Source organism: Lysobacter stagni (assembly GCF_030053425.1).
In the GTDB taxonomy this organism is placed as follows: domain Bacteria; phylum Pseudomonadota; class Gammaproteobacteria; order Xanthomonadales; family Xanthomonadaceae; genus Lysobacter_J; species Lysobacter_J stagni.
Map to the genome: position 1 here is coordinate 408,583 of NZ_JASGBI010000001.1, position 26,889 is coordinate 435,471.

At 67.0% G+C, this 26,889-nt stretch carries 23 protein-coding genes; 12 read left to right on the top strand and 11 right to left on the bottom strand.

Annotation, left to right across the window (positions count from 1 at the left end; all coding sequences use genetic code 11):
* Positions 1-21: 21 nt before the first annotated feature.
* The 5 genes from QLQ15_RS01795 to QLQ15_RS01815 are packed head-to-tail and all read right to left on the bottom strand — an operon-like array spanning position 22 to position 6,713.
* Positions 22-381: a hypothetical protein gene (locus QLQ15_RS01795; protein WP_283211150.1), complete on the bottom strand. Its 360-nt coding sequence runs from the start codon at positions 379-381 to the stop codon at positions 22-24.
* Entirely contained in the window at positions 381-1,028 is a 648-nt protein-coding gene (locus QLQ15_RS01800) for a tetratricopeptide repeat protein (RefSeq protein WP_283211151.1), read from the bottom strand. The genes QLQ15_RS01795 and QLQ15_RS01800 overlap by 1 nt, the downstream gene beginning before the upstream one ends.
* The gene (locus QLQ15_RS01805; RefSeq protein WP_283211152.1) at positions 1,012-4,248 is read right to left on the bottom strand and encodes a tetratricopeptide repeat protein; all 3,237 of its coding nucleotides are present in this window, start codon (positions 4,246-4,248) and stop codon (positions 1,012-1,014) included. The genes QLQ15_RS01800 and QLQ15_RS01805 overlap by 17 nt, the downstream gene beginning before the upstream one ends.
* Positions 4,245-6,188: a tetratricopeptide repeat protein gene (locus QLQ15_RS01810; RefSeq protein WP_283211153.1), complete on the bottom strand. Its 1,944-nt coding sequence runs from the start codon at positions 6,186-6,188 to the stop codon at positions 4,245-4,247. Before QLQ15_RS01810 ends, QLQ15_RS01805 begins: the two co-directional genes overlap by 4 nt.
* A 6-nt stretch (positions 6,189-6,194) precedes the next feature.
* Positions 6,195-6,713: a hypothetical protein gene (locus QLQ15_RS01815; RefSeq protein WP_283211154.1), complete on the bottom strand. Its 519-nt coding sequence runs from the start codon at positions 6,711-6,713 to the stop codon at positions 6,195-6,197.
* Positions 6,714-7,567: 854 nt separating this feature from the next.
* On the opposite strand from QLQ15_RS01815, the gene QLQ15_RS01820 reads away from it, so the two are divergent.
* Genes QLQ15_RS01820 through QLQ15_RS01845 form a run of 6 tightly spaced genes read left to right on the top strand, consistent with a single transcriptional unit; the run spans position 7,568 to position 14,597 of the window.
* Positions 7,568-8,356 (top strand): DUF2092 domain-containing protein, encoded by a 789-nt coding sequence (locus QLQ15_RS01820; protein ID WP_283211155.1) that lies wholly within the window; start codon positions 7,568-7,570, stop codon positions 8,354-8,356.
* Complete coding sequence (locus tag QLQ15_RS01825) at positions 8,353-8,883, top strand: hypothetical protein (RefSeq protein ID WP_283211156.1); 531 nt, start codon at positions 8,353-8,355, stop codon at positions 8,881-8,883. The genes QLQ15_RS01820 and QLQ15_RS01825 overlap by 4 nt, the downstream gene beginning before the upstream one ends.
* 42 nt (positions 8,884-8,925) lie before the next feature.
* Positions 8,926-11,541 (top strand): hypothetical protein, encoded by a 2,616-nt coding sequence (locus QLQ15_RS01830; RefSeq protein WP_283211157.1) that lies wholly within the window; start codon positions 8,926-8,928, stop codon positions 11,539-11,541.
* Positions 11,542-11,586: 45 nt separating this feature from the next.
* Positions 11,587-12,537, top strand: coding sequence for a SphA family protein (locus QLQ15_RS01835; RefSeq protein ID WP_283211158.1), 951 nt, complete (start codon positions 11,587-11,589; stop codon positions 12,535-12,537).
* Between the two features lie 22 nt (positions 12,538-12,559).
* Positions 12,560-13,378 carry a transporter gene (locus QLQ15_RS01840; RefSeq protein ID WP_283211159.1) on the top strand — a complete coding sequence of 273 codons (819 nt, stop codon included), beginning with the start codon at positions 12,560-12,562 and terminating at the stop codon, positions 13,376-13,378.
* A 7-nt stretch (positions 13,379-13,385) separates the two neighbouring features.
* Complete coding sequence (locus QLQ15_RS01845) at positions 13,386-14,597, top strand: BamA/TamA family outer membrane protein (RefSeq protein WP_283211160.1); 1,212 nt, start codon at positions 13,386-13,388, stop codon at positions 14,595-14,597.
* Between the two features lie 3 nt (positions 14,598-14,600).
* Here the strand turns inward: QLQ15_RS01845 and QLQ15_RS01850 are convergent, their stop codons facing one another.
* On the bottom strand, positions 14,601-15,002 hold the full coding sequence (locus QLQ15_RS01850; protein WP_345782410.1) for a low affinity iron permease family protein: 402 nt from the start codon (positions 15,000-15,002) through the stop codon (positions 14,601-14,603).
* Between the two features lie 63 nt (positions 15,003-15,065).
* Between QLQ15_RS01850 and QLQ15_RS01855 the strand changes: the two genes are divergently transcribed.
* Positions 15,066-15,377, top strand: a complete 312-nt coding sequence (locus QLQ15_RS01855; RefSeq protein WP_283211162.1) for a hypothetical protein — start codon at positions 15,066-15,068, stop codon at positions 15,375-15,377.
* A 126-nt stretch (positions 15,378-15,503) separates the two neighbouring features.
* On the opposite strand, the gene QLQ15_RS01860 is transcribed toward QLQ15_RS01855, so the two are convergent.
* Positions 15,504-15,866, bottom strand: a complete 363-nt coding sequence (locus QLQ15_RS01860) for a BON domain-containing protein (RefSeq protein WP_283211163.1) — start codon at positions 15,864-15,866, stop codon at positions 15,504-15,506.
* A gap of 260 nt (positions 15,867-16,126) precedes the next feature.
* Here QLQ15_RS01860 and queD point away from each other — a divergent pair, with 260 nt between their 5' ends.
* The gene (queD, locus tag QLQ15_RS01865) at positions 16,127-16,480 is read left to right on the top strand and encodes a 6-carboxytetrahydropterin synthase QueD (RefSeq protein WP_283211164.1); all 354 of its coding nucleotides are present in this window, start codon (positions 16,127-16,129) and stop codon (positions 16,478-16,480) included.
* Between the two features lie 24 nt (positions 16,481-16,504).
* Here the strand turns inward: queD and QLQ15_RS01870 are convergent, their stop codons facing one another.
* Positions 16,505-18,781: a patatin-like phospholipase family protein gene (locus tag QLQ15_RS01870; RefSeq protein WP_283211165.1), complete on the bottom strand. Its 2,277-nt coding sequence runs from the start codon at positions 18,779-18,781 to the stop codon at positions 16,505-16,507.
* A 189-nt stretch (positions 18,782-18,970) separates the two neighbouring features.
* Between QLQ15_RS01870 and QLQ15_RS01875 the strand changes: the two genes are divergently transcribed.
* The 4 genes from QLQ15_RS01875 (at position 18,971) to QLQ15_RS01890 (ending at position 21,618) form a co-directional block, all read left to right on the top strand.
* Positions 18,971-19,378 carry a phasin family protein gene (locus tag QLQ15_RS01875; protein ID WP_283211166.1) on the top strand — a complete coding sequence of 136 codons (408 nt, stop codon included), beginning with the start codon at positions 18,971-18,973 and terminating at the stop codon, positions 19,376-19,378.
* A 340-nt stretch (positions 19,379-19,718) separates the two neighbouring features.
* Positions 19,719-20,576 (top strand): DUF2167 domain-containing protein, encoded by an 858-nt coding sequence (locus QLQ15_RS01880; RefSeq protein WP_283211167.1) that lies wholly within the window; start codon positions 19,719-19,721, stop codon positions 20,574-20,576.
* A complete protein-coding gene (locus QLQ15_RS01885; protein WP_283211168.1) occupies positions 20,573-21,271 on the top strand; it encodes a hypothetical protein in 699 nt (232 codons plus the stop codon). The genes QLQ15_RS01880 and QLQ15_RS01885 overlap by 4 nt, the downstream gene beginning before the upstream one ends.
* Positions 21,268-21,618: a J domain-containing protein gene (locus tag QLQ15_RS01890; protein ID WP_283211169.1), complete on the top strand. Its 351-nt coding sequence runs from the start codon at positions 21,268-21,270 to the stop codon at positions 21,616-21,618. Before QLQ15_RS01885 ends, QLQ15_RS01890 begins: the two co-directional genes overlap by 4 nt.
* A gap of 77 nt (positions 21,619-21,695) precedes the next feature.
* Here the strand turns inward: QLQ15_RS01890 and QLQ15_RS01895 are convergent, their stop codons facing one another.
* The 3 genes from QLQ15_RS01895 to bioD form a co-directional block, all read right to left on the bottom strand.
* Positions 21,696-24,866: an efflux RND transporter permease subunit gene (locus tag QLQ15_RS01895; protein ID WP_283211170.1), complete on the bottom strand. Its 3,171-nt coding sequence runs from the start codon at positions 24,864-24,866 to the stop codon at positions 21,696-21,698.
* A 9-nt stretch (positions 24,867-24,875) separates the two neighbouring features.
* Positions 24,876-26,057 carry an efflux RND transporter periplasmic adaptor subunit gene (locus tag QLQ15_RS01900; RefSeq protein ID WP_283211171.1) on the bottom strand — a complete coding sequence of 394 codons (1,182 nt, stop codon included), beginning with the start codon at positions 26,055-26,057 and terminating at the stop codon, positions 24,876-24,878.
* Positions 26,058-26,180: 123 nt separating this feature from the next.
* A complete protein-coding gene (gene bioD, locus QLQ15_RS01905) occupies positions 26,181-26,849 on the bottom strand; it encodes a dethiobiotin synthase (protein ID WP_283213903.1) in 669 nt (222 codons plus the stop codon).
* Positions 26,850-26,889: the final 40 nt, after the last annotated feature.

The following is a 26,889-nucleotide window of genomic DNA, read 5'->3' on the forward strand; positions in this document are numbered from 1 at the left end:
GAAACGGGTTGATGCCTGGACTCAGTCGCCGTCCGGGTCGGCCGACTGAAGTCCGTAAAATGCGAGCTCACGCAGGAACACGTCCTTGTCGACCGGCTGCGTGCTGTCGTCGAGCAGGCGCGAGATGCCCGGCGCGTCGGCGAGCTGCGAGCTCTTCCAAGGCACGATCACCAGCTCCTTGGGCGACTCGTCGTTGCCGACGATGGACAGGCCGGACAGCACCATGTCGCCGGCAGGCGCGGACGCGCGCTTCGCGTCCGCGGAGGCGGTGGCCCGCGCGTCGGCCTTGGCGTCCTTCTTCGCCGGCTCGGCGGCGAACGCCGTTGCGGTGGTCGCGAACAGGGCCAGCGACAGACCGATGCATCGGTGGGTGCGCAGCATCACTTCGTCTCCTTTCCGGCCCGGGCGCGGGCGTTCGCGATCCAGCCGGCGGCCTGCTTGTCGTCCGGGACGGCCTGCTGGTAGAGGAGGTAGTTGTCGAGCGCGCAGGCCGCGTCGCCCAGGTACAGGTCGCACAGCACGGCGAGGTTGAGCCGGGCGAAATGGAATCCCGGCGCGGCGGCCAGCGACTTCTCATAGGAGGCGCGCGCCTCGGCCAGCTTGCCCAGCCGACGCTGCACCAGGCCCAGCTCGTTCCATGCGATCGGATGCCGCGGCTGCAGTTCCAGCGCGCGCTTCAGGCTCGCTTCGGCCTGCTCCAGTGCATCGGTCTTCGCGTAGGCAATGCCCAGGTCCACGTGCGCGGCGGTCAGCGTCGGATGCTTGGCCGTGATCTCCTGCAGCAACTTGATGCCGTCGGCGTAGCGCTGTTGTGCCAGCAGTTCCGCCGCGCGCGCGTAGTCGGCGCGCGTGGCGCCATCGACCTTGGTCGGCTCCACGATGGTGAAACCGGTCTGCGTCACCTGCACGCCGGGCGGTTCCTTGCGCGCGGCCATCGCGGTGGCGGCCACGTAGACCAGCGCGATCGCGCCGAGCCGCATGGCATGACGCCGTGCACGCCGGAAGTTCTGGTCATTGCGAGCTGGCATCGGCGTCTCCTTGGGTGTCGGGAGTGGCGGGGGCATCGGCCCCGGTAGCGGGTGCGTCGCCTTCGGCGGCAGGCGCATCGCCCTCGGTCGCTGCGGCACCGCCGGCCTGCGCGGGCGCGCCGGCGACCACCTGCGGCACCGGCCGGATGTACTCGTAGCGATCGGCCTGGCCGAGGAAGCCGCTGCTCGCTTCCGGTCGCGCATAGCGCGCCGGCACCAGTTGGGCCAGGCTGCCCAGGCTCTTCTCGATCCAGGGGCTGTGCACACCGGCTTCCATCAGCTCGAGGTTCTTCTCGTGCAGGCCGATGGCCTTTTCCTCGAACGGGAACGCCATCTCGTCGAGCTGGTCGTTGTAGTCCTGCAGGTCAGCACCGGCGAGGCCGCCCGGCCGCTCCGATGCGTTGAGCGATCGGCTGAAGTCGGCGTACACCTCGGCCATGTAGAAGGTGGCGGCGGCGGTGACGTCGGCCACTTCGTAGGGCACCAGCGCGTTGAAGCCCTTGATCGCTTCCGCCATCGCCTTCTGCTTGGCGGCCATGCTCTTCTCGAACGGCTGCTTGAGCTGGATCGACGTGAACGTGTCGAACAGTGGCTGCGCCAGCACCAGCGCGGCGCGACCGGCCAGCGAGCGCGTGCGGCTGGTGCGCTCGGAACCGGCGCCGGCATCGGTACGCACCACGCTCTGCAGTTCGGCGCGGTAGCGCGCATCGTCACCGCGCGTCTTGTGGATGTCCGCCATGCGCTGATGCGCTTCCAGCGCGTCGGCGACCGGCTGTGGGAACTCGCCGACGTAGCGGGTGTAGACCGCCAGCGCGCGCTCGAGGTCCTTCGCGTCCTCGTGCAGCTTGCCGGCCAGCAGCAGCGCTTCGGCGCGCAGCTTCGGATCGGCGGCCTCGTTGGCGACACGCTCGTACTCGCCGGCCGCGCCACCCAGGTCGCCGGCCTGCTGGAAGGCGCTGGCGATCTGCTTGGTCGCCTCCTTCACCAGTTCGTGCGTCGGGTTGTCGCGACGGAATTCGTCGAGCACCTGCGCGGCAGCCTTCCAGTCCTGCAGGCGCATCAGCGCGGCGCCCGCGTCGTACTGCGCGCCACCGCGGATCTTCGACGTCGGTGCCGCCTGCTTGATGCGCAGGAAATGGTCTGCGGCCGTGCGGTAATCGCCGGCGGCATTGGCGGCCTCGCCCTGCTTGTAGATCGAAGCCGCGAGGTTCTCGACCAGGTTGGCGCGGGCTTCGTCGGTGGCCGGCGTCGCCGCCAGCACCTGCATGTAGGCCTGCTCGGCCACCGGATATTCCGCCAGCTCGAACGAGGAATGCGCCACCACGATCCACGCCGTGCGACGCAGTTCCGGCGTCGCGGACGGGAACTTCTCCAGCAGCTTGCGTCCGGCATCGCGCGCGGCCGCATGGTCCTTGAGGTCGTACAGGTCCTGTGCGGCGGCCACCAGCACGATCGGCGCCTGCTCGTGCTGCGGGAAGGTATCGGCGAAGCGCAGCGAGCTGGCCACGGTCGCGCGCCTGGCTTCGGTTTCGTCCGCCGGCGCCACCACCTTCAGGTTCTCGCGGTGCGCGAAGATCGCCGCATAGCCCGCGGCCGCGGCCTTCTCGTGTGCCGGGTATTCGTAGGCGGTGCGCTCGTACTGCGTCGCGGCGCGTCGGAAATCGCCGTTCTCGCGCAGCAGGTCCGCGAACTGGTAGTTCGCGCCGGGCGCGGTCGGATCGTCGTGGAAGGAATCGAGGAACTCGCCGTACCAGCGCGCGGCTTCGGTGAAGCTCTCCGGCTTGTCTTTGGCCAGGCTCTTGTCCTGATAGCGCGCGTGGTAGTAGTTGGCCAGGTCCATCAGGTTGGACTTGAGCGCCGCCACGACTTCCGCGCGCTCGCCGATGGGCTGGTGCTTCCAGTACTCGGACTTCAGTGCGTAGTGGGTGGCGAACTCGCGCTTGGCTTCCACCACGAGCAGCGGGAAGCCGCCCTTCTCGTACACGTCGATGACGCGCAGGCTGAAGTCCGGCGATGTGGCATGGAACGGGTAGAGCGCGACGAAGTCCTTGTAGACCGTCGCGGCATCCTGGTAACGCTGCTTGGACAGATAGAACTCGCCCAGGTAGCGATACGCGTGGTCCTCGTAGTTGCGATGGCCGAACTGCGCGAAGTACTCGCCGATGACCTCCGGCCCGCCGAGGTTGGAGAACGACAGCGCGACGACCTGGAAGGTGTCCTCGACGCGGCGATCCTCGGCCGCCGTGTGCTTCTCGCCCAGGACGTAGCCCTTGGACACCTTGTGGTCGATCAGCGCGAAGTAGCGGTGCAGCGCTTCCTCGAATGCGCCCTGCTTGTAGAACGACCAGCCCAGCTTGAACAGCGACGGCTCGAAGAACTCGGATGCGCCGCCCTTGGCCACGACGCTCTGGTACGCGCCTTCGGCGTCGTGGTACTTGCGCTGTGCGAAGAAGCTCTCGCCACGGCGGAACTGCACTTCGTCGACCAGCTTGGAGTCCGGGTTGCCCTTGACCAGCTGCTCCATCACCGCCATCGCGTCGTCGGGCCGGCCCAGTTCGTCGTAGGCGCGGGCCTTCTGGTAAAGCACCTGGTCGCGGAAGGCGTAGTTCGGGAATTCGGCCAGCAGCTTGTCGTAGAGCTGGATTGATTCCAGCGGGCCGGACGCCGCGGCCTGGACACCGGACGTGCTTGCGGTGGCGATGGCCTGCCCTTCGGTGGCGCGCTGTTCGACCTGGCGCTCGATGTCGCTCGGCGTGCCCGCGGCGGCGCTCGTCTTGCCCGAGGTCGTGGCGTTCGCGGAAATCTTCGCGACCGTTTCCGGCGCGGCCAGCTGCATCGGCTTGGCGCCGGCGGTCGGCGCGGAAGCGATCGCGGCCGCCCCGGAGGCTGCATTCGTTACAGACGCGATGGTTGCGGGCATCGCCGCGGGCACGCGGTCGACGACGATCTCGGTCGTGCCGCGCACGCCGTATTCCTTCTCCAGCTGCAGGTCGGCCAGGCGGCGCATTGCCTCCGGGGTCAGATCGCTGGCCGGTGTTTCCTGCAGGAAATGGCGGTATCCGTCGACCGCCTTCTGCAGGCCGTTGTCGACGCGGACGTCCTTGGTGTCGGGCTTCACACGGTGCAACGAAGCCAGCGTGTTGGCGCGCTCGGTGTGGGCACAGGCCGTGAGCAGCGCGAGCTGCACCGCCACCACGACATGGCGAAGACGAAGCCTCATTTGCCCTCCTCGGCTGCGCCCGGCGTGCCCGACGCATCGGTCGGGGCATCGCCGCCCTGCGCCTGGGAGGCGCGGTCGTAACTGTCGGCCACGGCATAGCGCGCCTGGGTCTGATAGCCCTTCAGGCGCTCGGTGCGTGCATTGAGCTCGGCGACGGCAACCGCTTCGATCAACGTGCCCTGCTGCTTCTGCAACTGGCCCACGCGCTCCAGCGAGTCGCGCACGCGGTTGCGCAGGTCGCGGATGCCATCGTCGTAACCCATGTAGCTGTGGACGCTCGCCTGGCGCGTGCGGACGAAAGACTGGTAGCGGTCCTGCAACGTGGCCAGTTCGATGTCCAGCTCCGCCAGGTGTTCGTGGGCCACGGTCAGCCGGTCGGCGTATTCGGTGCGCAGCTGCCAGGCGATGACGCCGCGCAGGCGCTCCAGGCGCTGCGCGTGTTCGGCGCGAGCAGCTTCCGGAAGCCGGGCCACGGCTGCTTGCGTGGCATGGATGTGATCCAGCGCGATGCGCTCGTCGGCCGTTGCCAACAGTTCCGGCCGCGGCGCGGTCAGCTGGTCATTGAGACGGCGTGCCAGCAGGTTGCGCTGCTCGCGCCGCAGCTTGTACTGCGCATCCAGCTCGCGGAACGTCGCATCGATGCCGGGCAGGAGCGGTTCGTAATAGGCGCGACGCTGGCCGATGAGGTCGTCGTAGGCGTCGAAGCTCGTCTGCCAGGACTCCAGCTTGCGGCGCAGATCCTCCAGGTCGAGGTAGTTCTGCAGGGCCGTCTGGAAATCGTGCGAGGCCATCAGCTTGGTCAGGTAGAACGTCTCGGGCGCACCCGGCAGATCGCGCAACTTCACCACCCACAGCGCGTCCTGATGGATCTCCTCGCGCACCAGCGCTTCGAGGAAGCGGCCTTCCTGCACGCTGCGCGTGGACGCATCGAGCTTGACCAGCTCGGCGCCGAAGGAGTTGAGCGCATCGTCGTACAGCACCGCGGCGCGACCGTGAAGGTTCAACTTGCCGTAGGCGTGCGGCAGGGCGAGCTTGGCTTCCTGCACGGCGCTGTCGGTGGAATCGCGCGTGGCCAGGAGGTTCCAGGGCACGAGCGCGCGCTCGAAATTGCCGGCCATCGCATCGGCCCAGCCGGCACTGAGCAGCGCCTGGTTGGAGTACGGCCCGTCAAGGCTCACGCGATCGAAGTAGCGCTGCGCGTTGCCGTAGTCCTTGGCCTCAAGCATCAACCGCCCGAGCACCATGTTGGCCTTGTCGCGGATGCCGACGACGGCCGCCGTGTCGCTACGGTTGGGCTCACCGGCCTTCGCCAGTTGCTGCTGGCCTTCGGCGGTCTTGCCGTCCTGCAGCAGCGCGATGCCGTAGTTGTAGCCGGCGAAGCCCTGCAGGCCGTCCGCATCCAGCAGCTTCTTCAGCACTGCCGCCGCTTCAGCCGGCTGGCCCATGGCGAGGAAGGCGTTGGCGCGAAGGAACTCGATCTCGTCGCGGATGTCCTTCGGCACCTCGCCGTGGATGCGCCCCAGTGCTTCCATGGCGTCCTGCGGCTGGCCCTTCTGGAAGTGGATGCGCGCCAGACGGAACGCCGCCTCGTTGCGCACCAGGTCTTCCACGTCCGCTTCCAGCACCGCCTTGATAGCGCGGCCCGCGCGGTGGTGCATGCGGTAGTTCAGCTCGAAATCGCCAACCGAGAACTCGGCATGTCCGATCAGCGGATACAGCGAATCCAGCCGCTGGTCGTCCACGCGGTAGTGCTGCGCCAGCTCGGTATCCAGGCGCTGCAACGCTTCGAACCAGTGCCCCTGGTAGGCGTTGTACAGCGCTTCGCCGAAGTACGGATCCTGCGCGCCCACGGCGGGCTGCGCATCGGCTGCCGCGCAGGGGCGAACCCCCGGCAACACGACCAGTGCCAATCCCAACACGATGATGGACGCGCAGCGCATCGGGCCTTACCAGTCCTGGACGCTGGTCGAACTGCTGGACACGGTCAGGCCGAGGAGCTTGGGCTTGATCTCCTTGGTGAACGCCGCCGTCTCGGTGTGGGTGTAGTCACTGCCATTGGCAAGCTTGCCGGTCACCGACACTTCGAGCTGGTGTTCGCCGCTGGCGATGTTGCCGGTGTGCAGGCGCTGCACGCCGCCCTTCTGCAGGGCTTCGAGCTCCTTGAAGCTGTAGATGTATTGCGCCGCTGGCTTGCCGTCGACGCGCACCGCCACGGAGTCCAGTCGCAGCGTGTCGCCCTTGGCGAGCTGGATGAAGATCGCGAATTGGGTTTCGGACGGATACAGCAGCTTTTCTTCGAGCTGGCTCAGTTCCGCGGCGATGGACAGGGCATCGGACTTCACCTCCTGCACCTGTTCGTCCAGTCCCTTCATCTGCTCGCGATAGCCGTTGTCCTGCGCCCACGCAGTCGCGCTGGCAAACGCCAGCACGAACGGCAACGCCGCACACAAGAAGACCTTCTTCATGGAATCCCCTTCACTGTCCACTGACCACGAAGGCGCAGCGCTCCATGCAGCCCACACGAAGGCAGGCAGGCATGCGGCGGTCCGCTGGCGTGGATGCGTTGTCCCCATGACCGGCGACTTCGCGACGCAACCTTTCGATTGCCTCGCGCCCCTGCCGGTCAAAACGGCGGCGATTAGAACAGGCTGAATGCGCCATACATTGAGATGGTCATTGCAGAACTGTCCGCAACGAGTCGATAACTGCGCATCTTTGTCAGAAGCCGACGCGATCTCTCAACGGAAACGTGATGGTGATTCCTCGTCGATGTGTGACGCAGCGACGTCGGCCGATGCAAACATCGTCGATGCCGCACCTCCCGCGCGTGGAACGCCTGGATCAGTCGAGTGCATCGCTGCGAGCGTCGTCACGCTTCGACTGGAACGGGTTATCGAATGGCGTGGCTGCGCGATGTTCCTTTCGACGCTCGACATCGTCGATGGCCGCGATGCCGTCACGCGGTGCAGTGATGCGTCATCACTCCCCGATGGAGACGACGGTCCGCTTTCCCTGCGTCCGAACCAAGTTGCGAGCTGGACATAAAGGGGATCGGTCCAGGGCGATCTGGAAGTACTCATCGACGCCGATGCCCGGCGGGCACGACGTCGATCCACCCTCGCTGTTCCTGAGCGGCGAGAGGACCGTGACGAGCGGATTCACGACGCGCTTGACCCGTTGTCAGCCAGGTATGTAAGTGGCCGCCCTGAGCGGCGCCATCTGGATTGAGACCGGCATTCGATGCGGCGTGTATCCATCACGGGTCTTTCACGCGCTCAGGGCAGAAATGCATAGCTCGTGGAACGGAAGGAGGTGCGAGATGCGTCACGCAATCTGCCTGGCCCTGGGACTGCTGCTGCCCGCCACTTCCGCCGCGCAAAGCGACGCTCCTCCTTCTGCCGCAGCAGCCAGCGCGGCCGCCGCCGTTCAGCCCGAAGCCGTAGCGGCGCTGGAACGGATGGGCACGTACCTGCGCAGCCTGAAGAACTTCACCGTGCACGGCGACACCACCATCGACCTGGTGATGGACGATGGGCAGAAGCTGGAGTTCCCCGGCACCGTGGACTACAAGGTGCGCGCGCCCAACGGCCTGCAGCTGGATATCCGCAGCGACCGGAAGGAGCGCCAGCTCTTCTACGACGGCAAGACGCTCACGGTCTACGGCCCGAAGAACAAGCTCTATGCGAGCACCGACGCGCCGCCGACCATCGGCGCCCTGCTCGACGCCGCCAGCGACAAGTACGGCATCGAGCTTCCGCTCGCCGATCTCTTCCTGTGGGGTACGGACAAGGCACCGACCGCGTCGCTGCAGTCGGCGGTGTTCGTCGGACCCGCGCGTATCGGCAACTCACCCACCGAGCACTATGCCTTCCGCCAGGAAGGGGTGGACTGGCAGGTCTGGATCGAGCCCGGTGCGAAGCCGCTTCCGCGCCGGCTGGTGATCACCACCACCGACGATCCCGCGCAGCCGCAGTACGCCAGCACGCTGACGTGGAACACCAACGCCGCATTGAAGGATTCGGCGTTCACCTTCACGCCGCCCAAGGATGCCAGCCGGATCCGGCTGGTCGAGGTCGATGCGGTCGCTGTCGGGGGGGCCACGCCATGAACACGCTTCGTCACCCTGTTTCGCTGGGCCTGTGCCTGTGTCTGCTTACCGGCACTGGCGCCCTGCTCGTGAGTTCCGACGCCGAAGCCGGTCCACACGCACGCGGCGGCGCGCGCACCAGCGTCAACCATGCAGGAGGCGGCGCACGCGCCGCCAACGTGAATCGCGGCGCGACCGCCAACCGCTCGGCGAACGTCAACCGGAACACCAACGTCAACCGCAACACGAACGTCAACCGCAACACCAACATCAACCGCGACGTGAACATCCACAACGACATCGACGTCGATGTGGACAACCGCTGGCACGACGGCTGGTACGACCATCCGGTCGCGGCTGCCGCAGCGGTGACGACCGCGGCTGCGGTCACCGCCGCGGCGATCGGTTCGATCGTGTACTCGGTGCCGCCCAGCTGCGTGACCACGGTGGTCAACGGCATGGCGTACCAGCAGTGCGGCAGCACCTGGTACGAGCCGCAGTACGCCGGCACCACCGTGCAGTACGTCGTGGTCAACCCGCCGAACTGATCCCCTCAACCCGCGTTGCTCCTACCCCCGCAGGAGTTCTCCATGCGTCTGACATCGGCGTTGTACACCGGACTGGTCGTGGCGGTGCTGGGCGCGGCAGCGTCGTCACCCGTTTCCGGCGGAACGCCGGTGCCCATCGCGATGCAGGCAGCGAAGAACGCGCCCGCGGTCAACATCGACGCGCGCCCCTTCCCGCGCGAGTTCACCGTTCGCGGCACCACCTTCAGCGTGCATCAGCCGCAGTACGAGAGCTGGGAAGGCAACCAGCTGAAGGGCAGTTTCGTCATGTCGGTGAAGAGCGGCACCCGCAGCGGCCCCGACGGCAAGCCGCAGGACATGACCGACTACGGCGTCGTGCATTTCCAGGCGCGCACGCAGGTGGACAAGGAAGCGCGTGCGGTGGTGCTGACCGACCTTTCGCTGCCCAGCGCCAGCTTTCCCACCGCGACCGACAAGCAGGCGCAGTACCTGGAACTAGCGCGCGAGCAACTGAAAACCAAGTCGACACTGACCGTGTCACTCGACCAGCTGGAATCGGCGATGGCCATCGCCGCCGTGGATGCGAAGACGCCCGAGTCGCTGCCGGTTCGCAACGACCCGCCGGACATCATCTTCAGCACCAACCCGGCGGTGCTGATCCTGGTCGATGGGCAGGCGATGCTGAAGCCCAGCGGTGTCGCCGGCGTGCAGCGCGTCATCAACACGCGTTCGCTGCTGCTGCAGCAGGGCAACACCTTCTACACCTCCATCGACGGCCACTGGGCCAGCGCGCCCACGCTCAAGGGGCCGTGGTCGGCGATCGGCACGGTGGATCCTGCATTGGCGAAGGCCAAGGACCAGGCCGTGGCGAGCAAGCTGGTCGATGCGCTCGACCAGCCGCCGGAGGCGCTGAAGCAGGACTACGCCGCCGGCCGTGTGCCGGAGATCCACGTCAGCACGGGGCCGGCCGAACTGATCTCGGTACAGGGTGAACCACAGTTCGTGGACATCCCCGGCACGAAGCTGAGCTACATCGACAACACCGGCGCCGACGTCTTCGTCGACGGCGCCGCGGACAACGCCTGGTACGCACTGGTTTCCGGTCGCTGGTTCACCGCGCCGGGCGCGAAGGGTCCGTGGACCTATGTCGCACCGTCGCGGCTGCCGGCCGACTTCTCGAAGATCCCGCCGGACAATTTCAAAAGCGGCGTGCTGGCTTCGATTCCCAACACGCCCGAGTCGCGCGAATCGCTGATCGCCAACAGTATTCCCCAGACCGCTACCGTGAACCGCGGGGAGGCCAAGCTCACCGTGCAGTACGACGGCGCTCCGCAATGGCAGCCCATCGGCGGCACGCAACTGCAGTACGCGCACAACACGGCCGTGCCGGTCATCCGCGTCGCGGCCGACAGCTACTACGCGGTCGACAAGGGCATCTGGTTCACGTCGGCCTCGCCCACCGGCCCGTGGGCCGTGGCCACCAGCGTGCCCGCGGAAATCTACGCGATCCCCACCAGCTCGCCGCTGCACTACGTCACCTACGTGCGGGTGTACGGACAGAGCGGAGACGACGTGTATGTCGGTTACACGCCTGGTTACTACGGCACCGTGGTGAGCGACAACGTGGTTGTCTACGGCACCGGCTATGTCTGCGACCCGTGGGTCGGCGCGTACTGGTACGGCTGCCCCGCGACCTACGGTATGGGCGCGTATTTCGGCTGGAACCCGTGGGTGGGCTGGAGCTTCGGCTGGGGGTATGGCTGGTACGGCGGCTGGTACGGCCCGTACAACCCGTGGTGGGGTCCGTGGTATGGCCCGGCGTATCCATGGGGCTGGTGGGGCGGTGGCGCTGCGGCGTGGAACGTCTACGGCCAGTGGGGCAATGCCGCGGTGCGCGGCACCGCGGGCGCCTGGGCGAATCCGTGGACCGGCAACGTCGGGCGCGGCGGGCGCGGCGGCTACTACAACCAGGCCACGGGCGGACGCGGCGTGGGGCGCGCGGCCGTCAACACCAACGTGTACACCGGCACCACGCGCGCCGGCGCGCAGGGCATCCGCTACAACCCGCAGACCGGGCGCGTCGTCGCCGGCGGTGGTGGCGTTGCGGTGAACCCGTATACCGGGCAGGCCGCAGCAGGCGGACAACGTACGACGGTGAACACCAACACCGGACGCGTCACCCAGAGCGCCGGCGGCGCGGTCGCCGGACCGGGCGGCGCCGCGGGTGCGGGCGCATTCAACAGCGATGGCAAGGCCGTCGATGCGCGTGGCGCGGGCGGCTTCCACTACAACGCGGACACCGGAACGATGCACCGCGGCGGCGTGGTGGAAGTGAACGACAACGTCTATGCCGGGCGCGACGGCAACGTCTACAAGCACGACGAAAACGGCTGGAGCCAGGTCGATCGTCCGGATCGCACGCAGAACCTCAGTGGCGCCACGCGCGAGAACCTGCCGCCCGGACTGGAAAACGACCGTTTCGCGCGCGAGCGCGGCAACGAGCGCATCGAGGGCGGCTTCGACCGTTCGATGAACACCAACCGCGCGCAGCGACCTACGGGCGGATACAACCGGCCTGCCGGCGGATACAGCCGGCCCGCCGGTGGATACAGCCGGCCCGCGGGCGGCTTCCGCCCCAGCATGGGTGGCGGCTTCCGCGGCGGCGGTCGTCGCCGCTGATCGCGACACGCCGGAAACGACACGGATGACGCTGGAGAACAGCCGATGATGAAACGCACGCTGCTCGCACCCGCACTGGCCCTCGCGGTGTTGCCTCTTACTCCCGCACTGGCCACGGAAGGCGCGCTCGGGCGCACCATTACCGGAACCAACATCACCTCGTACGCAGGAGTCGTACCGCCGGAGCCGGGATTCAACGCACTGATCGGCTATGCGCACTACTCCGGCGATATCGGTACCGAGCGCCAGGTTCCGATCGGCAACCAGCTCACTCTGGGCCTGGATGCAACGTTCCAGATGTTCACCTTCGTCGGCGAGTACGTGTGGGATACCGGCGAAGGCCGCTGGAACTTCGCGTCGATGGCGACGCTGCCCATCGCCGAGGTGGACGTGGATGCGAACGTGTCGATCGGCCAGGTCACTGGCACGCGCAGCGACAAGGCCGACTGGGACGTGTTCGATCCGTTCTTCGCGCCGATCATCGCCGGCTACCACTTCGACCAGACGCACCACATGACGCTGGCGCTGTACATCTACAGCGACTGGGGCAGTTACGACCCGGATCGGCTGGCCAACCTCAGCCTCAACACCTGGACCTACTCGCCGACCATCGGCTACACCCAGCTGATGCAGAAAGGCACGCTGGAATTCAGCGCACTCGCGGCCGTCGACTTCTATACGAAGAACGATGCCACCGACTACCAGAACGGCGCGGTGTTCCGCCTCGACACGCTGCTGGTCAAGCGCTTCCCCAACGGCTGGGGCGTCGGCGGTGCGGGCGGCTGGATCCAGCAGCTGGAAAAGGACGAAGGCCCCACCGCGGACCTGCTCAACGGCTTCAAGGGACATGCGCTCGCACTGGGCCCCATCGTCAGCTACAGCAGGAAACGGGACGGCGGCAGCGTGGAGTTCGAAGCGCGCTGGCTCAAGGAGTTCGACGTGAAGCGTCGCCTCGAGGGCGACCCGGTGATGGTCACCGCCACGATCGCGTTCTGATCCAACGTTGCCGAGGAATGGCATGAACCGACCCGCGAAGCACGTACAGCCCTTCCTGGTACCGACCGCGCTGATATGCCTTGCGACCGCACTCCCGGCATCCGCACAGGACAGCGCCGACGAGCTGGCCAAGAAGCTCTCCAATCCGGTCGCGTCGCTGATCAGCATTCCCCTGCAGTACAACGCCGACTTCGGTTACGGCAGCGAGGACGGCACGCGCCACACGCTGAACATCCAGCCGGTGATCCCCGCCTCGATCTCGGAAGACTGGAACCTGATCTCGCGCATCATCGTTCCCGTCATCTACCAGGACGACATCTCGGGCGATTCGAACAGCCAGTTCGGACTGGGCGACATCAATCCCACGTTCTTCTTCTCGCCGAAGCAGCCGACCGCGGGCGGGATCACGTGGGGTATCGGGCCGGTCTTCCTGCTGCCGACCGCCAGCGACGACCTGCTCGGCCCCGACCAGTGGGGCGCAGGGCCGAGCGTGCTGGTGCTGAAGGAATCGAAGGCGTGGACGGTGGGTGTGCTGGCCAATCACATCTGGTCCGTCGGCGGCTCGGGCAACGATCCGGACATCAGCAATACCTTTCTGCAACCCTTCCTGGCGCGCCATCTGGCCGGCGGTCGGACGCTGACCTTCAATGCCGAGTCGACCTACGACTGGGAGAACCAGCAGTGGACGGTACCGATCAACGTGACGTATTCGAAGGTCGCGCGCGTGGGCAGCCAGATGATGAGTTTCGCCGGCGGCGTGCGTGGCTATGCCGAAGCGCCCGCGGGTGGACCCGACTGGGGCGTCCGCTTCGTCGTCACGTTCCTGGTACCGCAGAAGTGACCGGTCGATGCGGCGCCACGGGCTGACTGTCGCCAGCGTGCTGGGCATGGCATGCCTGTCAGGCGTGTTCGCGTGCGATGTCGTTGCGCAGGAGACGGACGGAACCACGGCGGCAGCGGACCCGGACGCCACTGCAACCCATGGCGGCCTGCTTCACGACCAGCAGGACGGCGAGTTCGACATGTCGCGCTGGCTGCTCGAACACAAGGGCTTCCTGCCGGTGCCGATCGTCATCAGCGATCCGGCCGTCGGCTACGGCGGCGGACTCGCGGCGGTGTTCTTCCAACGCCCCAAGGGCGCGGCGACCACGCGCAAGACCACCGACGGTCGCGAGCAGCAGATCGCACCCAACATCTTCGGCGCGATGGCGCTGAAGACCGAGAACGGCAGTTACGCCTATGGCGGCGGCGCGATGCTTCACTTCCGCGACGACCTCTGGCGTTACACCGGCGGTGTCGCCAAGTCCTCGTTCAACCTCGATTTCTATACCTCCGGCGAGATCCTCGAACCGGTGGCGATCGGCTACAACGCCGACGGCGTGGTGTCGCTCCAGAAGATCGCGCGGCGGCTCGGCGAGCAGGACCTGTTCCTGGGCCTGCAATGGACCTACATGGATCTGGAACTCGGGTTCGACGTCGATTCCGATCGCGATCGGTTCAACGACAGGGAGCTGGCGGAGCGCACCTCGGGACTGGGCCTGTCGCTGCAGTACGACCAGCGCGACAATTCATTCACGCCCAACAGCGGTTGGCTCGGCAAGATCGAAGGCAACTTCTACGACGGTGCGATCGGCAGCGACTCCGATTTCCAGAGCTATCGCAGCAGCGTCTACGCCTACCTTCCATTTGGCGACGACCGCTTCGTGCTCGGCGGCCGCGCCGACGTGCGCTGGGCCAATGGCGACATCCCGTTCTACCGGCTTCCCTTCATCGACCTGCGCGGCATCGGTTCGGCGCGCTACGCCGATACGCGCGCGGCAGTGCTGGAAACCGAATTGCGCTGGAACATGACGCAGCGCTGGGCGCTGGTCGGTTTTCTCGGAGCGGGCCGCACCTGGGGCGAGCATGCCGATTTCGGCGATGCTCAAAGCCAGGTCGCGAAAGGAACGGGCGTGCGCTATCTCATCGCACGCATGTTGCGCCTGTACGTCGGCGCGGATTACGCCTGGGGCCCCGAGGACGAGACGGTGTACATCCAGGTCGGCAGCGCCTGGCGCTGAGGTTCATCGACGCGGATGCTTTGCCGCGTGCGAACGCGCCTCACCGTGCTCGCGCGCGCGACGTGCCAGCTCTTCGTAACGCATACGCATGCGATCCAACTCCTCCTGGTCCAGCTCCTCCAGGTCGAGCAGCGCGTTCTGCGCACGGTGCGTGGTGCGGATCAGCTCATCGAGCTTGATCTGTATGGCTTCGGTGTCGCGGTTCTGCGTGTTCTGGATCAGGAACACCATCAGGAAAGTGATGATGGTGGTGCCGGTGTTGATGACCAGCTGCCAGGTGTCGCTGAATCCGAATAGCGGCCCGGTCACCAGCCACACCACCACAACCAGCACCGCCAGCCCGAAGCACGACGCGCGACCGGTCCAGCGCGACGCCCGCTTGGCCAGATTGCTGTGCCAGTCCATACGTGCCATCCGCTTGCGGCCGGGGCCGGGACCCGAACATCCGCCGCCGCGCGAAAAAGCCACGTGAATGCGCGTGCCGATGTTTCCGCCGCGTTCATGCGTGCAGGTTTGCCGTCACGCGGTTTTACCCGGGCGCAGCCGTATCGTCGGGACGTCGATTACATCGCCGTTCGGGAGCGCAACATGACGCAACAGGATCGCAAAGACCCGCCCCTCGACAAGGACGGAAAGCCCGCGAAGGGAAAACCGGAAGACGCTCGCGAGCGCGAGAAGCGCAAACAACACGAGAGCGAGAACCAGGACCAGGCGCTGGAGGAAACCTTCCCGGCCAGCGACCCGGTCTCGCCGTTCGTGCCCGCGAAGGCACCGGACTGACGCAGGATCCTGCGCCCGATCAGGGCGCGATCGCAGGCGCGATGCGATCGGCGAGCTTTCCGCCGCGACGATGCTCCAGTGCCGACGCCCGGGAAGGGAAACCCGGGCGTCGCATCGCACCACTCCTTACTTGTGCGCCTTGGCGACCGTCAGCGCACTGGCATCCACACTCTTCACACCCTTGATCTTCTTCGCGACCGCGACGGCCTTGTCGGCCTTCGCCTTGCTGTCGACCGCACCCGACAACTTCACGGTGCCGTTGACGGTCTCCACGCCGATCTCGGTGCCCGGCACGTCGGAGGTCGCCATCAGGTCGGCCTTGACCTTCGTGGTGATCCAGGTGTCGTTGACCGGCTGTGCCGAATCTTCTTCCTCGGCTTCCGTAGTCTGTGCACGATCCTGCGCGACCACGGACATCGGCAGCGACACGGCCACGACCAGCGCGCCCAACAGCGCGACACCCAGCTTGGCATTCGAACGAACCTTCATTGACGCACTCCCGTTGCGGATGACGCAGGGAGCTTTGGCGAGATGCAGGTATCGCCGCGTGAAATCGGCGCTAGCGCGTCGTTCGACAGGCAGGCGCCGTTCACTGTCGCGAATCGGATGTGGTTCCGGTACGCGCTCGGCTCGGCAGGTGGCTCGCCGCGTGCGCGGGGCCAACCCCGGGGCCGGGCCTCCTGCGTGGCAGGTGTGCCCAGCGGCCGCTCCGGGGCCCTGCACCGCGCCGGCGCGGTAAACTGCACGGCATGAAGATCTTCAAGGCATTCACCCTGGAAGCGGCCCACCGGCTGCCCAACGTCCCACCGGGCCACAAGTGCGCGCGCCTGCACGGCCACAGCTTCCGCATCGAGATCCACGTCGAGGGCGACCTGGATCCGCAGCTGGGCTGGGTGATGGATTTCGCCGACCTCAAGGCCGCCTTCCAGCCGCTGTACGACCGGCTCGACCATCACTACCTCAACGACATCGAAGGCCTGGAGAACCCCACCAGCGAGCGCCTCGCGGTGTGGATCTGGGACCGGCTCAAGCCTGCGCTGCCGCTGCTGTCGGAAGTGGTCGTGCACGAGACCTGCACGTCCGGCTGCCACTACCGCGCGTAAGCGGATTCGGATCGGTCACACCGATCACTTCACCTCGGGCCGCAACAGCGATCCGAACGTGAGGTACCACGAACTCTCGCCGTCGTCGTTTCCGCCATAGGCCAGGAACATCGGGCCCAGCGGCGTGCTGAATCCGATGAACAGGCTGCCGGCGAGGATCAGGTCGTCGGCGTCGACGTCGTCCTTGCTCTGCCACACGTTGCCGGTCTCCAGGCTGGCACCGACGTACATCGGCAGCGAGAACAGACGGCTGGTGTTGCCGGTGCGGCGATACATCACCGCACGCGCCAACGCGGTCTGGTTGCCGAACAGCGCGCGTTCGTCGAAGCCGGAAAGATTGAGGAATCCGCCGAGGAACCCCTGTGTCTGGAAGAAGTTGTCGTCGTCCAGCGCGCTGGTCAGGCGCGCGCCCAGCAGCAGGTGGTAGCGGCCCCACGCCTGCGCCCAGTCGCCCGTGACGCGCATGACGTCGCCTTCCACGTTCGCGCCCAGAGCGTCGTAATAGGTCTCGAAATCGGCGCTGAGGCGCACGCCCCGGGTCGGGAAGTTGATGCTGTCCAGCGTGTCCCAGGTCGCGTTGTAGATGACGCCGGCGTACTCCTCCTTGTCGCCGCTGAAGTCGTTGGGATTGCCGATCAGCAGGTCGCCCCGATCACGGCCACGCACCAGTTCGGCGCTGATGCGCCATTCCGGTTGCGGTGTGAAGCCCGCCTGCAGCGCCACGCCGCGTCGGTTGACGCGGAATTCCGCGAGCTGGTTTCCGTCGCTCCACAACGGCAGCGATTCGTTGCGCAGTTCCAGCGATGGCTGCAGATAGAACGCGCCACTCGCGCCGAAGGGCTGGTAGAACTCCGAACGCAGTCCGGTGATGCGCCCCAGCCGCAGCACGTTGCGCCATTCCGCGCCGAGGTCGTTGACGTCGTTGAAGGTCAGCTCGGCCGACACCATGTAGCTGTTGCGGCCGTTGAAGTTGTCGTCCAGCTGGAAACCCAGCTTGCCGAACGCCGACCACGGTTTCTCGGCCGGGAGGATCTCCAGCCCGTGCTCCCCATCGCGTTCGACCAGCCGGTAATCGATCTGCTGGAAGCGCCCATCGCCGTAGGCGGTGCCGATGGTCTTCTCGACCCGTTCGGGTTCGAACGGCTGACCGAGGTTGCTGGCGACGGCGCGCTCAACCTGTCGCGTCGCCGATGGCGAACGGCCGTGCAGGACCTCGAGGAACGACACCAGCTTCGGATCGAAGTCGCGCCGCTGCTGGCGCGCACGGTAGGCAGCGTAGGTGGCCTCGTCGACCGACAGCGCGCGCAGCTTCGGCAATGCGGCTTCGGCGGCGCGCTCGCCGATGGCGATGGCCTCGGCACCGCGGTTGAACTCCGCCGCCGTGATGTCGCCCAGTTCCGGCGTGATCAGCACGTCGCCCTCGCCGAGCGTGGCCAGCTGTGCGCGCGTCTTCTCGGTCATCAGCGCCGAGATCATCTGGTCCATGATCACGACCGGATTGGTCAGCGCCTCTTCCTTGTGTAGCGGCGATCCCACGTCGACCACGATCATCCGGTGCGCGCCCATGCCGCGCACGACATCGACCGGCACGTTGTCGGCCATGCCGCCGTCGACCAGCAGGCGGTCGCCCACGCGCACCGGCGCGAACGCACCCGGCACCGACATGCTCGAGCGGATCGCCAGCGCGAGATCGCCTTCGTCCCACACCACCTTGTCGCCGGTGATGATGTCGGCCGCCACCGCGCGGAACGGGATCGGCAAGCGGTCGAAGTCGTGCACGTCCCAGGTCGAAATGGTGAGACGGCGCAACAGCATCAGCAGCTTCTGGCCCTGCACGATGCCCACCGGCAACACGACGCGGCCGTTGGCGTAGCCGATCTCGAGGTCGAGCAGGTAGCGGAAGTCGGCGTCCTTGCGCCGCATCGGCTGGCCCGGACGCGGCGGGTCGTCGACGAACATGTCGGCCCAGTCGATGGTGCGGATCAGGTCTTCCATCTCCGCGGGCGTGTAGCCGGCCGAGTACAGGCCACCGACGATCGCGCCCATGCTGGTGCCGGCGACGCGGCAAACGGGGATGCGCTCGCGCTCGAGCACCTTGAGCACGCCGATGTGGGCCGAGCCGCGCGCGCCGCCACCGCCCAGCACCAGGCCGACGCAGGGTTCGCCGTCCGGCGGCGCCGGGGCGACCGGCGCCGGTGCCTGCGCCCGGGCCACCGACAGGAACGGAAGGACGGCGGCCAGCGCGAGCGAGGCCAGTACGCGTCGCGGGCTACTGCGGCGGCCAACGGGGGAAGCGATCATCGTCTGGTCATCCTTCTGCGCGATCGTTGTCCGTGGAGGCAGCCAGGGACGGCTTGATTCTGCCATCCGTCGTACGTTCCCCGACCGTGGACTGAATAGGCCTTTGGGGCATGTTGCATTGCAACATTGACCGGGTTATGCTGCACCGCACAATCCGACCCCTCCCCCGGATTGATCCAGGAGACCACCATGTACCAGCCGTTCAACGAACAGTTCGCCGCCGCGACGCGCCAGTTCGCGGACACGGCCGCACAGGTCAACCGCCTCGCTCTCGACAACGCCGAGGCCGTCTTCGGCCTGCAGCTGTCGGCGATCGAGGACCGCGTCAACGCCACTTTCGCCTTCCTGGGCGAAGCGGCCGAAGCGCGCGATTTCGAAAGCCTCAAGACCCTGTGGCCGAAGGGCGCGCAAGTCGCCCGCGAGAATGTCGAGCGTGGCATCGCCACGGGCCAGGAAGTCTTCGGCCGCACGCTGAAGGCGCAGGGCGCGATCACCGAACTGGCCAAGTCGCAGTTCGAAGCCGCTGCCCGCGGCGTGCAGGCCAACGTCGAGAAGACGGTGAAGGCCGCCGCCCCGAAGGCCCCGGCCGCGAAGTAACGCACCGACGCAAGCTATCGCTTCTTTTCTCTCCTTTTACTTTCCGACTCTCTCCGCCACCCCTCCCGGCGGTATGGAAGGCCCGGCAGCCCTGCTGCCGGGTTTTTTGTTTTCTGGGCCTGGCGTCGCGCCACGCATCCTCTCGGAAGAATCCCATTCCCGATGGATCGCTCTCCCCGTGTAATGCCCCGCTCGTAGTCCGAACCTCCCCGCCCGCCGGTTGCGTCTCACGCGGCGTGAAACTAGGCTTCGCGTGCCGCCCCGTCCGTCGGGCGCGGTGAACGATGGGGATCGTTCGGACACTCCGCAGAGTGTCCTCATCACAATTCAGGGGAAGAGCATGGGAAAGCGTTGGTGGTTCCTGTTGGCTGCGTTCGTTCTCGCCTTGGCGACGGCGCTGCCCGTGGCCGCGCAGGAGGGCGATGACGTATCGCAGTTGCCGTGGCAGGTGGGCCCGACCAAGGGGCAGATCGGCAATCGCGCTACGATCGACGTGCCGGACGGATACGCGTTCCTCGGCGCCGATGGCGCACGCAGGCTCAATGAGCTGACCGAGAACCCGCCCGCTGGCGTCGACGAGTACGTCATCGCGCCGAAGGATCTGTCCTGGTTCGCATACTTCAGCTTCGAAGACGTCGGCTACGTGAAGGACGACGAGAAGCTGGATGCGGACGAGATCCTGACGTCCATCAAGGACGGCACCGAAGCGTCCAACGAGGAGCGCCGCAGCCGCGGCTGGGACACGCTGGTCATCGATGGCTGGAGCTTCAAGCCGCAGTACGACAAGCAGGTCAACCTGCTCGAGTGGGCCGTGCTCGCCCACGCCGACCCGTCCAAGCACAAGGTCGTGAACTACAACACCCGCATGCTCGGCCGTCGCGGCGTGATGCAGGTGGTGCTGGTGGCCGCGCCGGAAGACCTGGACACGGCGGTGAGCCAGTTCAAGGGCCTCCTGCCCGGCTACACCTACAACAGCGGCGAGAAGTACGCCGAGTTCAAGGACGGCGACCACATCGCCGAGTACGGCCTGGCGGCGCTGGTCACCGGCGGTGCGGCCGCCGTGGCTTCGAAGAAGGGCTTCTTCGCCGCCATCGCGCTGTTCCTGGCCAAGCTGTGGAAGCTGGTGCTGGTCGGCCTGGTCGCGATCGGCGCGGGCATCCGCAAGTTCTTCGGCGGCAAGGACACCTCCGCGGAATGAACCTGCCGATGGACGTCCTGCTGGTGGTGGGCGTGATCGCCCTCTACCTGCAGGACTCCGCGATGCTGCTGCATTACGACGAGGTCGTGCTGACGCGCGACGCGTCGCGCTGGCATGCCACGGCAGGTGGCACGCTGGAATTCCGCGGACGTCGCCTGTTCGTGCCGGATGCGTGGCGACCCACCCGGGCCGCCTTCCGCACGAGCTGGTTGCAGGCGCGTAACGAACGTCCACGCACCCAGCTAGGGCATTTCATCGGCGGCCTGGCCGCGGTGCGGCGTGGATGCCGCTGGTTGTGGGCGCTGCTGCTGGTGGGGTTGCCGGTGCTGCTGTGGGTATTCCCGCATCCGCTGGCGCTGCTCGCGCTCACCGTCCTGGTGTACGCCACCACGGCATGGCTGGGCTGGCGCGTATGGCGCTTTCGTCGCGTGCTCGAACTGCAGCCACGCGAGGCGCTGTCGATGGGCTTCGAGCTGCTGTGCTGCCCACCGCACGCGATCAACCTGGTGCGGCGGCTTTCGCTGCGCCGCGGACTGGACGGCGATGCCATCGTCGCGGTGCAGCGCTGGTTGAACGACGACGAGGCGCGGCAGGCGCGCGAATGCATGCGCGGGCAGCTCGCCTACGCGATGGATTTCCACGGCGAACAGGCCAGCCTCGTGCAGGCACGCCAGCGACTGGAGGAAACGCAATGAACTGGAACGAATGGGCCGTCGTGATCGGCGGCGGCGCACTGGGTTACTGGCTGGTATCGGTGATGTGGCCGCACCTGCGCGAGAAGCGAGTCCCGGCCACGGCGCCACCGCCGGTGCCGGACGCACGCGTGCCGATGTGGCACGAGGCGCTGGGCGTACCGCCCAATGCAGACCGCGACACCATCGAAGCAGCCTTCCGCGCCAAGTTCGCCGAGTACCGACCCGAGCGCATCGCACACCTGCCGCCGGATGCACAGGCGTACGCCCGCGCGCGCGCGACGGAACTCGAACTGGCCTACGACGCGGCGCGGCGCGACCTGGAATGGCTGAGGCCGCGACGCGACTGAGCGCCCGTCTTCGATGACCCAAACGAAACAAGCCCGCCGGATGGCGGGCTTGTTTCGTTGTACGACCGTCGCGGACGTCAGGTCGCCGGTCGCGGCGTGGCTTCCTCGTCGTCCTCGTCACGCACGAGCACCGGCTTTTCGTCGAGCTTGTCGCCCAGCAGGCGACGCACCGCAACGTAGAACACCGGGATCAGCAGCAGGCCCAGGAACGTGGCGAACATCATGCCGCCGATCACGCCGGTACCGATGGCGTGACGCGAGTTGGCGCCCGCGCCGGACGAGATCGCCAGCGGGAACACACCCATGATGAAGGCGAACGAGGTCATCAGGATCGGGCGGAAACGCAGGTGCGCCGCTTCGATCGTGGCGTCGCGCAAGGTCTTGCCGTGCTGGCGCTGCTCGATGGCGAACTCCACGATCAGGATCGCGTTCTTGGCCGCCAGACCGATCACCGTGATCAGGCCGATCTTGAAGTAGATGTCGTTGGGCAGCCCGCGAAGCAGCGAGAACAGCACCGCACCCAGCGCACCCAGCGGCACCACCAGCAGCACCGCCACCGGCACCGACCAGCTCTCGTACAGCGCCGCAAGGCACAGGAACACCACCAGGATCGACAGCGCCAGCAGTGCCGGCGCCTGGTTGCCGGAGAGGATTTCCTGGTACGACTGACCCGTCCAGTCGTAACCGAAACCTTCCGGCAGGTCGTTCTCGACGATGTTCTGCATGGCCTCCATGGCTTCGCCCGAGCTGTGGCCCGGTGCCTGCGAACCCACGATCTCGACCGAGGCATAGCCGTTGTAGCGCGTCAGCGACGGAGAGGCGGTGATCCAGCGGCTGTGCACCACGTTCGACAGCGGGATCATCGACGGCGTGTCGGCGTCCGACGCAGTCAGCGGGCTGGGCGTGAAGAAGCGCTGCAGCGATTCCGGCCCCGTGCGGTACGGCGCGTCGGCCTGCATGGTCACGCGCTTGACGCGACCGGACTCGACGAAGTCGTTGACGTACACCGGCGCCAGCATCAGCTGGATGCCGCTGTAGATGTCGCCCACCGACAGGCCCATCGACTGCGCCTGCACGCGATCGACATCCAGGCGCAACTGCGGCGATTCCTCCAGCGCGTTCGGACGCACCGCGGTCAGCGCCGGCGTCTGGTTGGCCTTGCCCAGCAGCGTGTTGCGCGCCTGCGTCAGCGCGTCGCGACCCTGGCCCTGGCGATCCTGCAGGTACATGTCGAAGCCGCCGAACTGGCCCAGGCCCGACACCGTCGGCAGGTTGATCACGAAGATCTGCGCATCGCGGATGCCGAACAGCGCGCCGTTGGCTTTCTGGATGAACTCCGACGCCGTGACCTTGCGCTCGTCCCACGGCTTGAGGCGGATGAACGCGATGCCGACGTTCTCGCCCTGGCCGACGAAGCTGAAGCCGGCGACGGTGAAGATGCCGTCGAAGGCCTCATCCTTGCTCATCGTCTCGCGCACCTGGTCGAGCACGGCGTTGGTACGCGTGATCGATGCGCCCGGCGGCAGGTTGATCAACGCGATCGCATAGCCCTGGTCTTCCTCGGGCAGGAAGCTGCCCGGCATGCGCGTGTACAGGAAGCCGCACAGCACCACCAGCACGCCGAACACCGCCATCCACCGCGGCGTGTGCTTGATCGCGCTGCCGATGTGGCCGATGTACGTCTTGGCGACCTTGTCGTAATACTTGTTGAAGGTGCGGAAGACGATGTTGTCGCGGTGGTGGTCGGCCGTGGGCTTGAGCAGCGTCGCGCACAGCGCGGGCGTGAAGCCCAGCGCGAGGAACGCCGAGAAGAACATCGCCATGGCGATGGTGATGGCGAACTGCTTGTAGATCTCGCCGGCCGAACCGCCCTGGAACGCCGACGGGATGAACACCGCCGCCAGCACCACCGTGATCGCCACGACTGCGCCGGAGATCTGCGTCATCGACTTGCGGGTGGCCGCCTTCGGCGACAGGCCTTCCTCGGTCATGATGCGTTCGACGTTCTCGATCACCACGATCGCGTCGTCCACCACGATGCCGATCGCCAGCACCATGCCGAACAGGCTGAGCTGGTTGATCGTGAACCCGATGAAGTACATGCCCAGGAACGTGCCCAGCAGCGCGATCGGGATGACCAGCGTCGGGATCAGCGTCGCCCGGAAGTTCTGCAGGAAGATCAGCATCACCAGGAAGACCAGCACGATCGCCTCGAACAGCGTCTTGATCACTTCCTTGATCGAGACGGCAACGAAGGTCGAGCTGTCGTACGGCGAGAACCAGGTCACGCCCTTGGGGAACGTGGACTGCAGTTCGTTCATGCGCGCGGTGACGGCCTCCGCCACGCCCAGCGCATTGGCGCCCGGCGCCAGCTGGATGGCGAAACCGGCTGCGGGCTTGCCGTCCCAGCGGCTGTCGAAGCCGTAGAACGTGGCGCCCAGGCCGATGCGCGCGACGTCGCGCAAGCGCACGCTGGTGCCGTTGGCGTTGGTGCGCAGGATGATGTTGCCGAACTGCTCGGGCGTGCTGAAGCGACCCTCGGCGGACACCGTGGCGGTGAAGCCCTGGCCTTCCGGGGCCGGGTCGGCGCCGATCTTGCCGGCCGCGAACTGCACGTTCTGGCCGCGCACCGCCTGCAGCACTTCCGTCGCCGACAGGCCGAAGCCGCGCAGCTGGTCGGGGTTCAACCAGATGTTCATCGCGTATTCGCTGCCGAACAGCTGGGTGCTGCCCACGCCTGGAACGCGCGCGATCTGGTCGAGCACGCGCGAAGCGATGATGTCGCTGAGCGCGTCGCGATCCATCGACTCGTCTTCCGAGCGCAACGCCACGACCTTCAGGAAGCCGGCGTTGGCCTTGGCCACGACGACGCCCTGCTGCGTCACTTCGGTGGGCAGGCGCGGGGTCGCCAGCGCGACCTTGTTCTGCACCTGCACCTGCGCGATGTCCGGGTCGGTGCCCGGTTCGAACGTCAGGGTGATGTTGGAGCCGCCGCTGGAGCTGGAGGACGAGCTGAAGTAGACGAGGTTGTCGATGCCTGTCAGCTGCTGCTCGATCACCTGCGTGACCGCGCCCTCGGCCGTCTCGGCGCTGGCGCCGGGATAGGACGCGGACACCGTCACCTGCGGCGGCGCGATGCTCGGGTAGGACTCCACGCCGAGGTTCATGATCGCGAGCACGCCGCAAAGCGAGATCAGGATCGCGATGACCCAGGCGAAGACCGGGTGGTTGATGAAGAATCTGGACATGGCGGGGGATTAGTCCTTCTTCTGGGCCTGGCCCTTGTCGGCCTCACCCTTGCCGGCCGGCGCCTGCGGAATCTGGCCGGTGGCGTCCACGGGTGTCGCCTTGGCCGGCTGGCCCGGCTGCGCGCGCTGCACGCCGGACACGACCACCTGGTCGCCCGGAGACAGACCGCTGGACACGACCCAGTTGGCGCCCTGCTGGCGATCGACGGTGACGTCCTTGCGCACGACCTTGCCGTCGGCGCCGACCACCAGCACGTAGGCGCTCTTGGCATCGCGCTGCAGGCCGACCTGCGGCACGAGGTACGCGTTGGACTGCTGGCCCAGCGTGGCCTTCAGCGTCACGAACGTGCCCGGCAGCAGGGTCTTCTCGGGATTCGGGATGCGTGCGCGCAAGGCGATGGCGCCCGTCGCCGGATCGACGATGTCGCCGGAGAAATCCAGCGTGCCCAGGTGCTCGTACGGCGTGCCATCGGGCAGCAGGACCTGCACCTTGCCCGCATTCGGGCCGGTCTGCGCACGGCGCACCTGCTCCAGCTCGGTCACGCTGAGGGAGAAGTTCACGAACAGCTGATCAATCTGGTCGACGGTGGTCAGCAGGGTCGCGGTGCCCTGCCCGACCAGCGCGCCCTCGGTGACCTGCTGCTTGCCGGCGCGACCGCTGATGGGCGCGGTCACCGTGGCGTAGCCCAGGTTGATGCGGGTGTTGGCCAGTGCGGCCTCGGCCTGCTTCACCGATGCGCCGGCACTGCGTTCGGCGGCGAGCGCATTGTCCAGGTCGGACTGCGAGACGAACTTGTCCGGCGCCAGGCGGCGCGCGCGGTCGGCGGCGGCCTTGGCGTTGGCGTAGTTGGCCTGCGCCGACGCCAGCGAGGCCTGCGCCTGGCCCACTTCAGCCTGCAGGGGTGCCGGATCGATCCGGAACAGCACCTGCCCGGCCTTCACGTCGCTGCCTTCCTCGTACACCCGGCGCTGCAGCACGCCGGCAACGCGTGCGCGCACGTCGGCGCTGCGGAATGCGGCCAGGCGGCCGACCAGATCCTTCTGCAGGGGGACATCGGACGGCTGCAGCTTCACGACGCCGACTTCCGGCGGGGGCATGTCGCCCTGCTGGGCCTGATCCTTGCCGCCACAGGCGGACAGTACGAGGGCCAACGCGGCGGCAAGCGCCACCGTGCGCGGGTTCTTGACCATGGGGGAAGACTCCGGTTCCGTCATGTACGAGCGTTGCAGCTCAGATTGGTTCTAATTCCTATACCGCCCAGTCTAACATTGTCGATGAACAGCCCATCCCCCATTGGTCACGGGATGGGGCGATCACGCCGGTTCAAGCAAATGCGCCAGCTTTGCCGGATCGGGTGAGTTGTGGAACGGAAGACGACCCCAGCACGGTACCGGCATCCGCTGCCTGAGCAGGGTGAAGTTGTCGTCGGCGCGCGCCATCGCCGGATCGATGTCGTTGGCGATCCAGCCCGCCAGACGAAGCCCATCGGCCTCGATGGCGCGGGCGGTGAGCCGGGCGTGGTTGATGCAGCCCAGGCGCAACCCGACGATCAGCACCACGGGAAGCTTGAGCGCGCGCACCAGGTCGCACTGGTCCAGGTCCGCCGACAGCGGCGCGGCCCAGCCGCCGACGCCCTCCACGACCACCGCATCGGCCTGCGATGACAGGCGCGCGAACGCCGCCTCGATCGGCGCAAGGGTAACCCGGATGCCGGCATCGGCAGCCGCCAGCTCCGGCGCCAACGGAAGGGGCAGCGCGAACGGATTCACGTCGTCGTAGGCCGGGCGCGGATCGCTTGCGGCCTGCAGAGCGAGCGCGTCCTCGTTGCGCCATCCCCCGGGCGTGGCATCGCAACCGCTCGCCAGCGGCTTCATGCCGACCGCGCGAAGCCCACGCAATCTCAACGCGTGCAGCAACGTCGCACTGGCGACCGATTTGCCGATGCCGGTGTCGGTTCCGGTGACGAACCAGCCGCGGGTCACGGCGCGCACCGGTTGGGACCGGCCGGGCCGCCCCCATTTA